This window comes from Streptomyces sp. NPDC007095 (assembly GCF_040634475.1).
Classification (GTDB): domain Bacteria; phylum Actinomycetota; class Actinomycetes; order Streptomycetales; family Streptomycetaceae; genus Streptomyces.
Genome location: NZ_JBEYFS010000129.1, coordinates 1 through 12,361, shown reverse-complemented (window position 1 = coordinate 12,361; position 12,361 = coordinate 1). Strand labels below are relative to the sequence as shown.

At 70.4% G+C, this 12,361-nt stretch carries 11 protein-coding genes; 4 read left to right on the top strand and 7 right to left on the bottom strand.

What is annotated here, in order from left to right; all coding sequences use genetic code 11:
* Positions 1–290: 290 nt before the first annotated feature.
* Positions 291–1,094, top strand: a complete 804-nt coding sequence (locus tag ABZ656_RS35160) for an IclR family transcriptional regulator (protein WP_101401709.1) — start codon at positions 291–293, stop codon at positions 1,092–1,094.
* A 17-nt stretch (positions 1,095–1,111) separates the two neighbouring features.
* Here ABZ656_RS35160 and ABZ656_RS35155 read toward each other — a convergent pair whose 3' ends face one another.
* Both ABZ656_RS35155 and ABZ656_RS35150 read right to left on the bottom strand, forming a co-directional pair.
* A complete protein-coding gene (locus ABZ656_RS35155; protein WP_360273448.1) occupies positions 1,112–1,612 on the bottom strand; it encodes a universal stress protein in 501 nt (166 codons plus the stop codon).
* A complete protein-coding gene (locus ABZ656_RS35150) occupies positions 1,612–1,884 on the bottom strand; it encodes a hypothetical protein (protein WP_360273445.1) in 273 nt (90 codons plus the stop codon). Before ABZ656_RS35150 ends, ABZ656_RS35155 begins: the two co-directional genes overlap by 1 nt.
* Before the next feature lie 106 nt (positions 1,885–1,990).
* Here ABZ656_RS35150 and ABZ656_RS35145 point away from each other — a divergent pair, with 106 nt between their 5' ends.
* A complete protein-coding gene (locus tag ABZ656_RS35145) occupies positions 1,991–3,466 on the top strand; it encodes a PLP-dependent aminotransferase family protein (RefSeq protein ID WP_360273442.1) in 1,476 nt (491 codons plus the stop codon).
* A 42-nt stretch (positions 3,467–3,508) separates the two neighbouring features.
* On the opposite strand, the gene ABZ656_RS35140 is transcribed toward ABZ656_RS35145, so the two are convergent.
* The gene (locus ABZ656_RS35140) at positions 3,509–3,826 is read right to left on the bottom strand and encodes a DUF5955 family protein (protein WP_054237073.1); all 318 of its coding nucleotides are present in this window, start codon (positions 3,824–3,826) and stop codon (positions 3,509–3,511) included.
* 210 nt (positions 3,827–4,036) lie between these two features.
* Between ABZ656_RS35140 and ABZ656_RS35135 the strand changes: the two genes are divergently transcribed.
* Together ABZ656_RS35135 and aceB are read left to right on the top strand one after the other, a co-directional pair.
* Positions 4,037–4,636 carry a nucleotidyltransferase family protein gene (locus ABZ656_RS35135; protein ID WP_360273439.1) on the top strand — a complete coding sequence of 200 codons (600 nt, stop codon included), beginning with the start codon at positions 4,037–4,039 and terminating at the stop codon, positions 4,634–4,636.
* A 187-nt stretch (positions 4,637–4,823) separates the two neighbouring features.
* Entirely contained in the window at positions 4,824–6,458 is a 1,635-nt protein-coding gene (aceB, locus tag ABZ656_RS35130) for a malate synthase A (RefSeq protein ID WP_360273436.1), read from the top strand.
* Here the strand turns inward: aceB and ABZ656_RS35125 are convergent.
* From ABZ656_RS35125 to ABZ656_RS35110, 4 genes are all read right to left on the bottom strand, one after another.
* Positions 6,448–6,747, bottom strand: coding sequence for a SelT/SelW/SelH family protein (locus tag ABZ656_RS35125; protein WP_101401704.1), 300 nt, complete (start codon positions 6,745–6,747; stop codon positions 6,448–6,450). The two genes, aceB and ABZ656_RS35125, sit on opposite strands and share 11 nt — an antisense overlap.
* On the bottom strand, positions 6,744–7,658 hold the full coding sequence (locus ABZ656_RS35120; RefSeq protein ID WP_101401703.1) for a HipA family kinase: 915 nt from the start codon (positions 7,656–7,658) through the stop codon (positions 6,744–6,746). The genes ABZ656_RS35125 and ABZ656_RS35120 overlap by 4 nt, the downstream gene beginning before the upstream one ends.
* Before the next feature lie 190 nt (positions 7,659–7,848).
* Positions 7,849–9,789 carry an FHA domain-containing protein gene (locus ABZ656_RS35115; RefSeq protein WP_101401702.1) on the bottom strand — a complete coding sequence of 647 codons (1,941 nt, stop codon included), beginning with the start codon at positions 9,787–9,789 and terminating at the stop codon, positions 7,849–7,851.
* 333 nt (positions 9,790–10,122) lie between these two features.
* Entirely contained in the window at positions 10,123–11,871 is a 1,749-nt protein-coding gene (locus tag ABZ656_RS35110) for a protein kinase (protein WP_360273431.1), read from the bottom strand.
* Between the last annotated feature and the right edge of the window lie 490 nt (positions 11,872–12,361).

Sequence of the window (12,361 nt, the reverse complement as noted above, 5' to 3'; positions counted from 1 at the left end):
CCCATCCGACGTCGGACACCCGGACCCCTCTCTCTGCCGCTGTCGACTCCCGCTGCCGCAGTTAACTTCCACGTAACGGAATTCAACGTTCTGTTGAAGGAGTCTTCACTCAAGCCCTCGCGCCGTCAAGGGCTCACCCCTCCACCCTGCCCCCGAATGCACCCCTCTGGATGTTTCCATAGAATGGAATTAGAATTCCACAAAGCAGAACGTAGCTACGTACCACCAAGGAGTCAACCAACAGCCGGGTAGGCTGCATCACTGCCTGTCAGCCTTGAAAGGACCGCGCCGTGCCTGCGTCCAGCGCCAGCACCACCGACGACGCCAAGTCATCCGCCCCGAGCGGTGGTGTCCAGTCCCTCGAGCGCGCCTTCGATCTGCTCGAGCGCATGGCCGACGCCGGCGGGGAGGTCGGCCTGAGCGAGCTCTCCGTGAGCAGCGGGCTGCCGCTGCCCACCATCCACCGCCTCATGCGCACGCTCGTGGCCTGCGGTTACGTACGCCAGCAGCCGAACCGCCGCTACGCGCTCGGCCCCCGCCTGATCCGCCTGGGCGAGTCCGCCTCCCGGCTGCTCGGCACCTGGGCACGCCCCTACCTCGCCCGTCTGGTCGAGGAGACCGGCGAGACCGCGAACATGGCGCTGCTCGACGGGGACGAGATCGTGTACGTGGCCCAGGTGCCCTCCAAGCACTCGATGCGCATGTTCACCGAGGTGGGACGCCGGGTGCTGCCGCACTCCACCGGCGTGGGCAAGGCCCTGCTCGCGCACACCCCGGCGGACGAGGTGCGCGCGCTGCTCGCCCGTACCGGCATGCCTGCCGCGACGGAGAAGACGATCACCACCCCGGACGGCTTCCTCACCGCACTGGAGGAGGTGCGCCGTCTCGGGTACGCGGTCGACGACAACGAGCAGGAGATCGGCGTGCGCTGCCTGGCCGTCTCGGTCCCCGACTCCCCCACGGCCGCCGCCATCTCGATCTCCGGTCCCGCGGGCCGGGTCACGGACGTGGCCACCGAGAAGATCGTGCCCGTGCTCCAGCAGGTCGCGGTGGAGCTGTCGGAGGCGCTGGCGAGCTCGGGCCCGGGGGCCTGACCTGCGCGCCCCGGGGGTCACCCGGCGGCGAAGTCGGCGAAGTCCCGCGCCATGGCCCGGCGCAGTGCTCGGCGTTCGCGCCGTGCGAAGGCCGGCGCGGGCACCGTCAGGACCGGGCAGCGGGCGTGCGCCGGCACCCGGGGGCGGAGCGCGGCAATACGAGCCCCCGTGCGGGCGCCGAGCACCAGGAGGTCCTCCGGGCGCGCGGCCGGCCGGCCCAGGGCCCGGTCGGGACGGGACCGGACCACCCTGCGGACGACGGTGGCCTCGGGCGGCGTACCGCCGAAGGCCTCCTCGAAGACGCGGTCGAGCCGCGCAGCGGCATCGCGGGCGCAGCGGGCGGCCCAGGCGCTGTCGGGGTTGCGGACGTAGCGGACCTCGCCCTCGGGCGGCTCCCACGCGAGTACGGCCACGAGCACGCGGCCGCTGTCGCGGGCGGCACGGGCGGCGACCCGCAGCGCGGCGAGACCGGCGAGCGAGCCGCTGACTCCGACGACCACCTGCCCGAGGGCCGCCATCAGAACTCACCCCGGCGCGGCCGCGGCAGCCCGAGCCCCCCACCGGCACGGGCCGTGAAGCGGCGCCCCGCGACCAGCCTGCGCACCCACTCCCGCACCGGCACCCCCGGCATCCGCTCCTCCTGGCGCCGCTGGATCTCCCGCTCCCCACGATCGGTGAGGCAGTGGTCGCTTCCCTTGGCGCTGACGCTTCCCTTGGCGCTGACGCTCCCCTTCTCGCAGACGTGTCCGGTTGTCGATTTCTCGCAGACGTGTCCGGTGTCGATCGACATCACTCCACTCCCCTTCCCAGGCCAATGCGGTGGGACGATTTCCCCTGGTCCCGGAAGTCTGTACGCTGATTGGCCTGCCCCACAGGGCCAATACAAGGGAGTTGGCATGGTGAACGGACCGGTGGTCCACGGAATGGACAGGACGCTGGGAAGCCGGCAGCTCGCCGCGCTGCTGTCCGCCGTGCCCCACGCCGACGGCCGCCTCGGGTATCGCGCGCTGGCCGACGGTGTACGCAGGCTGCTCCTGGACGGCCGGATCGCGCTGCACGTCCGGCTGCCCGCCGAGCGCGAGCTGGCCTCCGCGCTCACGGTCAGCCGGGCCACGGTGACGGCGGCGTACGACCTGCTGCGGGAGGACGGGTTCGCGCGGAGCCGGCGGGGCGCGGGGACGTGGACGGAGCTGCCCGACGGCCACCGCCCGGCCAATGTGGCCTCCTTCCCGGCCGACGACGGGGTGATCGACCTGGCCATCGCGGCGCCCGGCGCGCCCGAGGCGGAGCTCGCGGAGGCCTTCGCGGAGGCGGGCGTCCTGCTGGCCCGGCGCGCCTCGACACCCGGCTATCACCCCTACGGGATCCCGGAGTTGAGGGCCGCCGTCGCCGAGCGGTTCACCCGGCGCGGGCTGCCTACGCTGCCGGACCAGATCCTCATCACGAACGGCGCGCAGCAGGCCCTCTCGCTGACCCTCGGGCTGCTCGGGCGGCCCGGTGACCGGATCCTGGTCGAGAACCCCTCGTATCCGAACGCGCTCGACGCGATGCGCCGCGCCGGACTGCGCACCACTCCCGTGCCCGTCACGGCGGAGGGCTGGGACCCGGGGCTGATCGACTGCGCGCTGCGGCAGGCGGCGCCCCGGCTCGCGTATCTGATCCCCGACTTCCACAATCCGACCGGGCATCTGATGCCGCTCGAACAGCGCCTGGCCGTACTGGAGTCGGCGCGCGCGACCGGCACCTGGCTGGTGATCGACGAGACGATGACGGACATCGCGCTGGATGTGCCCGGAGCCCCGCCGTTCGCCTCGCTCGCGCCGCGCGGGACGGGCGACCAGGTCGTGACGGTGGGGTCGTTGAGCAAGACGCACTGGGGCGGGCTGCGCCTCGGCTGGGTGCGGGCGGGATCCCGGCTGATCACGGAGCTGGCGACCGCACGGGTGCCCACGGACATGGGCGGTTCGGTCCTGGACCAGCTGGTCGCGCTCGGACTGCTGGCGCGCACGGACGAGGTGCTGCGCGAGCGGCTGTCTCGGCTGCGCGCCCAGCGGGACGCGCTCGCCGACTCACTGGCCCGCCATCTCCCGGACTGGCGCTGGCAGTTGCCGCCCGGCGGACTGACCTTGTGGATCGACCTGGGCCGCCCGATCGCCTCGTCGCTGGCCCGCGCGGCCCTGGCCCAGGGCCTGCGCATCGAGGGCGGTTCCCGCTTCGGCGCCGACCCGGGCACCCATGAGCACCGGCTGCGCTTCCCCTACACCCTGCCGTCCGACGTGCTCGACGAGGCCGTACGCCGGCTCACGACCGCCCTGGACAGCGGGCTCACCGCGGCCGGGGCGGAGGCGGGCCGCCCGCACTGGGTGGCGTGAGCGGTACTCCGAAAGCGCACCCGGAGAAGGACCCCGGCCCCCTCAAGGGCGCCGGGGCGGTTCCCCGAACAGCTCCACCGCGCTGCGTACGCCCGCGAGGCCGGTCGACAGCGCGCTGACCGAGCCGATCGCGCCCGCGATCAGCAGTAAGGAGCGGCGCAGCCGGGGTATCTCGGGCATACCGCTGAGGGCCATCGCGGCGAGCGCCGCGAGCTCGTCCTCGGCGATGCCCCGGTCGGGGAACTCGGCCGGGTGCGTGGCGAGTTCACGGCGCAGCCGGGAGACGGCGGTCCGCAGTTCCGCCACCCTCGGATCCTCGTCGCTGCCGGTCACTGGCCTCTGTCCCAAGCTCCGCAACACAGCTCGCCCCCCTCGCACGTCCTTGTGCGCACGCCCTTCGCCGGTCCGTCCCACACCCCATGGCGATGGTCGGGCGCCGGGGGACGCGGGCCAGTAAACGCCACCCGATGCGGTGGCGCCACCGCGCGGACCGAAATTCAGCCCCGCGAGACCGTGCCCTCGGCGCCGGGTCAGGTATGCAGGAGGTATGACGCACAGGGAAGACGGCGCATGACACACAGAGAAGACCAGGTGGCCGGGCTGCTCCTCGCGGCGGGCGGGGGGCGACGGCTCGGCGGGCGGCCCAAGGCGCTGCTCGAACACCGGGGGCGACCCCTCGTGGAGTACGCGGTGGGGGCGCTGCGCGCGGCCGGGTGCACGCGCGTCCACGTGGTGCTGGGGGCGCGGGCCGACGCCGTACGGGAGCGGGCGCGGCTCGACGGGTGTGTGCTCGTGGACAACCCGGAGTGGGAGCACGGCATGGGTTCGTCACTACGGGCCGGGCTCGGCTCGCTCGCCGGCACGGGCGCGCGGGCGGCACTGGTCTCGCTGGTCGACCAGCCCGGCATCGGGCCGCGGGCGGTCGCGCGGGTGCTCGCCGCCTACCAGGACGACACCTCGCTGGTTTCCGCGGCGTACGAGGGAGTGCGCGGCCATCCCGTCCTCTTCGGCGCCGCCCACTGGGCCGGTGTCGCGGCGAGTGCCACCGGTGACCGGGGGGCACGCGCCTATCTGAAGGAGCACGAGGCGGCGATCACGCTCGTCGAGTGCGGTGACGTGGCGGAGCCGTACGACATCGACACGGAGGACGATCTAGGACACCTTGAGTGAACGGCGCGGCACTGAGCGCCACGTTGCCTCGACCTGGAGAATCTCGACATCAACAAACCATTGAACTTCCACCATGAGGAAACTATTATCCACTGTTCAGAAGCGCCGGGCTGCTCTCCGGGCGCTGATCTCCCTACCCGGGTCGCCTGGCACCCGGTGCCACGCTCGCTGAAGGAAGTGACAGCTCATGTCCGCACCAGCGCCGTCCCCGCTGGCCATCGTCGACGCCGAGCCCCTGCCCCGGCAGGAAGAGGTCCTCACGGACGCGGCCCTCGCCTTCGTGGCCGAGCTGCACCGGCTGTTCACGCCCCGGCGTGACGAGCTCCTCGCCCGCCGCGCGGAGCGCCGCGCCGAGATCGCCCGCACCTCCACGCTCGACTTCCTCCCCGAGACCGCCGCCGTCCGCGCGGACGACTCCTGGAAGGTGGCCCCCGCCCCGGCCGCCCTGAACGACCGCCGTGTCGAGATCACCGGCCCCACCGACCGCAAGATGACCATCAACGCCCTCAACTCGGGCGCGAAGGTGTGGCTCGCGGACTTCGAGGACGCCTCGGCACCCACCTGGGAGAACGTGGTCACCGGTCAGCTCAACCTGATCGACGCGTACACCCGCAGCATCGACTTCACGGACCCGAAGTCCGGGAAGTCGTACGCTCTGAAGGCGAACGACGAGCTCGCGACGGTCGTCATGCGTCCGCGCGGCTGGCACCTGAACGAGCGTCACCTCCTCGACGCGGACGGCACACCTGTCCCGGGCGCGCTCGTCGACTTCGGCCTCTACTTCTTCCACAACGCGCAGCGCCTGCTCGACCTCGGCAAGGGCCCCTACTTCTACCTCCCGAAGACGGAGTCGCACCTCGAGGCCCGCCTTTGGAACGACGTCTTCGTCTTCGCGCAGGACTACGTCGGCATCCCGCAGGGCACCGTCCGCGCGACCGTCCTGATCGAGACGATCACGGCGGCGTACGAGATGGAGGAGATCCTCTACGAACTCCGCGACCACGCCTCCGGGTTGAACGCGGGCCGCTGGGACTACCTCTTCTCCATCGTCAAGAACTTCCGTGACGGCGGCCAGAAGTTCGTGCTGCCGGACCGCAACGCGGTGACGATGACGGCCCCGTTCATGCGCGCCTACACCGAACTCCTCGTCCGCACCTGCCACAAGCGCGGCGCGCACGCGATCGGCGGCATGGCGGCGTTCATCCCCTCCCGGCGCGACGAGGAGGTCAACAAGGTCGCCTTCGAGAAGGTCAAGGCCGACAAGGACCGTGAGGCGGGCGACGGCTTCGACGGCTCGTGGGTGGCCCACCCGGACCTGGTCCCGATCGCGATGGCCTCCTTCGACGCCGTCCTCGGCGAGCGGCCGAACCAGAAGGACCGGCTGCGCGAGGACGTGTCGGTCGCCGCCGGGGACCTGATCGCCATCGACTCCCTCGACGCCAGGCCGACGTACGACGGTCTGGTCAACGCCGTCCAGGTCGGCATCCGTTACATCGAGGCCTGGCTGCGCGGGCTCGGCGCGGTCGCCATCTTCAACCTCATGGAGGACGCGGCCACCGCCGAGATCTCCCGCTCGCAGATCTGGCAGTGGATCAACGCGGGCGTCGAGTTCGAGCACGCGGGGAACACCGTGAAGGCCACCCCGGAGCTGGCCCGCGAGGTCGCCGCCCGGGAGCTGGCGAACATCCGCGCCGAGATCGGCGAGGAGGCCTTCGCCGCCGGTCACTGGCAGCAGGCCCACGACCTGCTCCTGGAGGTCGCGCTCGACGAGAACTACGCCGACTTCCTGACGCTGCCGGCCTACGAGCAGCTCAAGGGCTGACCTCCGGGGCGGCTCCCTTGTCCGAGTGGCCCAGGGACCTTCCCGGGGCCACTCGGTCGCGTACGAGCTTCTTCACGGCCGTCGGTTCCGGGAAACCCTGCTCGCGCCGGTCCCAGACCACCTCGTCGTTCACGCGGACGACGAACACGCCGCCGGTGCCTGGCTTCAGGGACAGCTCGGTGAGTTCCGTCTCGAAGGTGGTGAGCAGCTCCTGTGCCAGCCAGGCAGCGCGGGGCAGCCAGCGGCACTGGGTGCAGTATTCGATCTGGACGCGCTGGACGTCTGTCATCCGAGGTGCACCGACCAATCCTGTTCAGCCGCCGGTTTGCCGTGCAGGTCGGGGACCCGCTTGAGCCAGTTCGGACGGCCCTGCTGGGTCTTCGCCGCACGGTCCGCGTCCTCGGCGGCGAGCTGTTCGCGGCTCGGGAAGTCCGTGGGGAGCCAGTCCGCGGAAGCCTTCACGCGGGCGAGGAGATAGCCGACGTAGGCCTCGCGCGCCTCGTCCGGGGTCGCGAAACCGGGTTCTTCCGCGAGCCAGGCGTCCGGCACCTCGGCGGTGACCTCGCGCAGCAGCTCCTCCGTCACCCTGGGCGCCAGTTCCGCGTCGGCGGCGCGGGTGTCCGGGGCGTAGCCGCCGAGGGCGTGGCTGCGGAAGTCGTACGCCTTCTCCGGGGCCGAGGCGTCCCAGCGGTGGTGGAAGACGAGGGCGGCGCCGTGGTCGATCAGCCACAGCCGCGGGGGCGCGATGCCGAATGTCGGCCAGACCATCAGGTTTGAGCTGTGCATCGTACGGTCCACGTTGACCGTCAGGGCGTCCAGCCAGATGACCTTGCCCGCCTCCAGCGGGTCGACGGGGAACGTCTTGGCGATCTCCGGGGTGAAGTCCTTCGCGCCCGGCAGATAGTCCATGCCGAGGTTGAGGCCGGCGCTGGCGCGCAGCAGGTCCTGGACCTCCTGGTGCGGCTCGTGCTCGGCGACGGCCGGGTCGAAGTGGACGAGGACCAGCTCGGGGAAGCGCAGCCCGAGGGCGCGCGCCAGCTCACCGACGATCACCTCGGCGACCAGCGCCTTGCGGCCTTGCGCGGAGGCCGTGAACTTCACGACATACGTCCCGAGGTCGTCGGCCTCGACGACTCCGGGCACGGACCCTCCGGACCGCAGGGGTGCGATATAGCGGGTTGCAGTGACCTCGTTCAGCATTTTCTCAGGCCGTACATTTTCCTGCCCTTATAATCCATGACCAACCTCGGACATATGCAACCAAGGTAATCGACGTGCACCGCTCGTCTCCATCATGATCATGCCCTGTACGACTTCGGAGAGCACGGCTCCTCTCCTTCGGGAAGAAGAGGAGCCGTGTTCTCCTCGCCGCGGAATCTCCCGCCCGGCCTCAGACCGGGTTGGAGGGCACGGAATCCTGCGGCACGAGGGCCGGAGGGCCGATTCGCGGGTCGGTGGGCCGAGGGACGTAGACGGGGGAGTCCGATTGGTAGAAGAGATCGATGTCGGCTTCCTCCCCGCCGACGATCAGGGTGTCCCACGCACCGCTTACCTGGAGCGTGCGGAGCGTGGCCGGGTCCAGCGTCAGGAGGTGGTCGCGCAGTTCCTCGTCAGTGGGCATACCGGGGAGACGGGATGCGAGGCGCTCGCGTATCGCGCTCATGCGCTCCAGCAGGGCGTCGAGGGACGCGTGTTCGGGCTCGGAGCCGTCGCCGGGTTCCGGTTCCATGCTGCGGGCGATGATGTCCTTGATGGCGCGGGTGACGCCCTGTTCGTCGGTGGTGACCATGGCGTTCCAGGCCCGGCTCTTGTGCCGGTACTGAAGCATGGACATGGCCGCCTCGTGCCGGATGAAGTCGGCGTCGCGCAGCGGCTTGCCCTGCCAGGTGCGGCTGAGGGAGCGAGCGAGCGAAGTGGCGGAGGCGAGACCGCTGTTGAGACCGCGCCCCGGCCAGAAGTGGATGGCGTTGGCCGCGTCGCCCAGCAGGAAGCCGTACGTGCCGGGGCCCGTCGAGGTCGGGCGGCTCAGCTGCGCCGTGAACCGCGGGCGCTGCACCATGTCCAGCCGGAACGACGTGATCGCGGTGAGGTCGTTCTCGGGCACGCCGAACAGCTTCAGTCCTTCCCGGATCCGCTTCCACAAGGGCGAACTGCGCAGCAGGGCGGGCAGAAAGAGGGTTCCGTGCGTGGGACAGCGGAACTCGTGGTCCTCTTCGCGGCTCATGACGCAGGGGCGAGCGGCGATGCACTCCTCGAAGACCTGACGGACCGGGTCGATGCCGATCACGTTTCGGGCCTCCTCGCGGGTGAGCCGCATGTTCAAGAAGCCTTCGCCGCGCAGCGAGTTGAGAAGAAACCTGTTCTGAGACACGGTCAGCAGGACGCTCATCTGGTCTGAGAGCGGGGACTTCACCCGGAGTCCCAGCACCACGTCCTGCAGATGGTCGCCGTCGAGGGAGTAGATCGAGGCGTCGGCCGCGCCGAAGCGGTCGGCGTAGTGCTCCCGCGTGCGGGATCGTCCGCCTTCGCAGATCGCCAGGACGTGTTCCTGCGAGAGCCGACTCTGATGCTCCGCCGAGTCGAACCGCTCCGCCACCAGCCGGATCGCGGCGTTCTTGTTCGCCAGTTCCAGCAGGCGGTCCTCGACGTAGGCGATCCGGATGTTGCGGGGAGGCAGACCGTTCACGGAGTCCGGTCCGACGGGCCACATCTCCGAATAGTCGCCCGCGTCCTCGAACAGCGCCGACCGTATCTCCTCAGGCAGAGCGAGGTACTGCCGGCTCTGGATGGTCACGACCTGCTGGCGACGGACGTTTCCCTGGGTCTCGTCCTTCCAGACAACGGTGGAGCCGTTCTTGATCCACCGCCCTTCGTAGACCGTGATCGAGACCCGCCCGCGCAGCATGGCCTCCAGCGTCAACGCGAAGGCGAGTCCCACCGGGCCACCGCCGGTGATGGTGACCCTGAGGATGCCGGGATCCGCGGCGGCGCTCACCCGGGGTGCGTCCAGGTGGGAGAGATCCATCACCGTCTCCATGGCGTCCTGCGACTCGAAGAGGAAGGTCTCCTCACCGATTCGGATGCGGTCGCCGGAGCGCAGTATGTGCCGTGTGATGCGCTGGTCGTTGATGAAGGTGCCGTTGCGGCTGTTGCGGTCGTAGACCACGAAGCCGGCATCCTCTTCGATGATTTCGGCGTGCAGACGGGAGGCGTTGACGCTGACGATCACGACGTCGTTGTCACTCTTGCGACCGAAGGTCAGTGGAGCAGCGCTCAGGACCACGCTTTGACCAGTGAAGGGGCCCGTTTGCCCCAGGATGACCGATGGCACTCATACTCCTCATGAACGACATCCAACTGCGAAAGAGGGGCCGCTCGACGCGGCTGACCCGACACGAAACCGGAGCCTTCACTCAAACGTGAACGCGACCTGGTTTAGTTCGATTCTTGCGACAAATTCGTTCCGCGCCTCGTTGCGGGGCCGCGATCCGGACACCTCGCCGCGCTGCAGGAGAACTCCGGGCACGGGACGGCCGGGACCGAGGGCCGCCCCGGTCCACGCACCCGACACGCGGCGAAGAGTGGTGGAAACCTTTCCGCGGCGGCCCGTTGCGACCCTCGGCAACGCGGTCCGAGCCGTCGGTCGGTGCCCGGACGGCGTGCCTCAGCCCGTTCCGGCCTCGCAAGTCAGCGACAGGGGCACCATGTTGGACTTGCCGTGCAAGGGTGCCTTGAGCTCCACGCCGATTTCGCTCTCGAGCTCTCCGGCTTCCGCCCACGTGCTCAGGCTCACCGTGTCCTGCTTGCTGAGCCCTCCGTCATCCGAGAACACCAGCGTCCTCCAGTGCGGATCGGTCACCGAGCCGTCCTTGGACACCCACCGGTAGGAGAACTGGGCCGGGAGCCGGTCCACCGAGAACGTCGCCGTAAAGGTGGGCGCCTGCTCGCTCGGCGGCGGGCACCGTCCCGAGTACGTCGTGTGCGAACCCGTCACCGTCACCCGCACCCCCAGGGTGGCGGAGGCGCCTTGGTCGTCGCCCTGTGTGCTCGAGGCGGTGGCGTTCTCGGCGTTTTTCGAGGCCGAACCCGCCCCTGCGGTAGCGTTGCCGGCGCTCTGGCGATCTCCGCTTCCGTTTCCGTCGTTCATGAGCGCATAGCCCACCCCGGCCAGCGCCAGCACGCACAGGGACACGCCCGCGGCAACGAGCGCGATGCTGCGCCGGCTGCGCCGCGGGGCAACCGGGGGGACGGAGGAGGCGGGTGTTCCCGCGGCGCGCGGATCCGGCACTGCGGGGTCCGCGACCGCGGGCCGTGCCCCAGGATCCGCGTCCGCCGCCTGCGCCAGGGAATGCGTGACCGTGGGCTGCGCCGAAGGATCCGCGACCGTCGCCTGCGCCAGGGAATCAGCGACCGTGGGCTGCGCCAAGGGATCAGCGACCGTGGGCTGCGCCAAGGAATGCGTGACCGTGGGCTGTTCCCCAGGATCCGCGGGAGACATGCGCGTCGTGGGCTGCACCGAAACGGTCGGGGAGTCAGAAGGCGGCTGCACGATTCCCGCGTCGGGGACGCCGCCCTGGGAGATGAGCCGCAGGTCCTGTTCCGCCTGCTCGGCGGTGAGACGTTCGTCCGGATCCTTGCGCAGCAGCCCCTCGATGACCGGCGTGAGGGCACCGGCCCGGCGGACTTGCGGCAACTCCGCGTCCACGATGGCCCGCAGGGTGCTGAGCGGGGTGTTCTGACGGAAGGGGGAGCGCGCCTCGACGGCCGCGTACAGCAGCACGCCGAGCGACCACAGGTCCGACGCGGGCCCGGACCGCCGGCCCAGCGCCCGCTCCGGAGCCAGGAATTCGGGCGATCCGACGACTTCACCGGTCATGGTGAGCGCGGAATCGCCCTCGATCACGGCGATGCCGAAATCGGTGAGCACCACCCGGCCGTCCTTGGCCATCAGCACGTTGGCCGGTTTCACGTCACGGTGCAGCACACCGGTCTCATGGGCGGCGTGGAGCGCGGCGAGCACCTCGAGGCCGATGGACGCGGCACGCTGCGGGGAGAGCCGGCCCTCGGCCCTGAGCAGGTCGGCCAGTGACCGACCGCGGACCAACTCCATGACGATCCACGGGCGACCCTCCTCCATGGCCACGTCGTAGACGGTCACCACGTTCCGGTGCGCCACCCGGGCCGCGGCCCACGCCTCACGCTCCAGCCGCGTGTACATCCGCTCGATGTCGGGCGCCGCCAGTCCGGCAGGCGCCCGGACCTCCTTGATGGCAACCTCGCGCTGCAACACCTTGTCGTGGGCGCGCCACACGGTGCCCATGCCACCCGCGCCGAGGGGCGAGAGCAGACTGTAGCGGCCGGCAATCACACGCGCGCTGCCCGATTCTCCGGACACGGCGTCCTCATTGGCCATCGGAGCGATTCTCCCTTTCCATACGCAAGCTGCTCGTCAGAGCGCGGGCATCGCACTGGACCACGCACCTGGCCTGCCCCGAAAGCAGGGCACGGACGGAGTGCCCCCACGGTGGAGGAACCCGCGGCGACCCAACGGGCTAATCCGACGGTGATCGTACCTTCGTTCGCCGGACGCGGGTGCCGACGTGGGCGCGGCGCCGCCCGGGTCGGATCGCTCCATCATCACGTTCATCTGCCGTCCCCCCGTTGTTCGTCTCGCCTCGCCGGCGTGCCGACGGCGGCGACCCCGTTGGTGGTGGGTGGGGCTGCCCCAGATCCGTTGGCCGGCACGGGAGTTGAGCTGGTCACTGCCCCCGCCACCAGGACATGTACCCAACCGAAGAGGAACCCGGCGCTAGGTCCTGTCGTCAAATTCCCGTCGTCCGCCCGGAGGGCGGGCCCTGCGGCGTCAGGTGCGTGCTCTCGGCGTGCCGGGCACAGGCCCTCGT

Excerpts from the sequence above, each read along its gene's own strand:
- ABZ656_RS35155 (WP_360273448.1), bottom strand. The coding sequence starts at position 1,612 with ATGGCGGCCCTCGGGCAGGTGGTCGTCGGAGTCAGCGGCTCGCTCGCC.
- ABZ656_RS35150 (WP_360273445.1), bottom strand. The coding sequence starts at position 1,884 with ATGTCGATCGACACCGGACACGTCTGCGAGAAATCGACAACCGGACAC.
- ABZ656_RS35145 (WP_360273442.1), top strand. The coding sequence starts at position 1,991 with ATGGTGAACGGACCGGTGGTCCACGGAATGGACAGGACGCTGGGAAGC.
- ABZ656_RS35135 (WP_360273439.1), top strand. The coding sequence starts at position 4,037 with ATGACACACAGAGAAGACCAGGTGGCCGGGCTGCTCCTCGCGGCGGGC.
- aceB (WP_360273436.1), top strand. The coding sequence starts at position 4,824 with ATGTCCGCACCAGCGCCGTCCCCGCTGGCCATCGTCGACGCCGAGCCC.
- ABZ656_RS35125 (WP_101401704.1), bottom strand. The coding sequence starts at position 6,747 with ATGACAGACGTCCAGCGCGTCCAGATCGAATACTGCACCCAGTGCCGC.
- ABZ656_RS35120 (WP_101401703.1), bottom strand. The coding sequence starts at position 7,658 with ATGCTGAACGAGGTCACTGCAACCCGCTATATCGCACCCCTGCGGTCC.
- ABZ656_RS35110 (WP_360273431.1), bottom strand. The coding sequence starts at position 11,871 with ATGGCCAATGAGGACGCCGTGTCCGGAGAATCGGGCAGCGCGCGTGTG.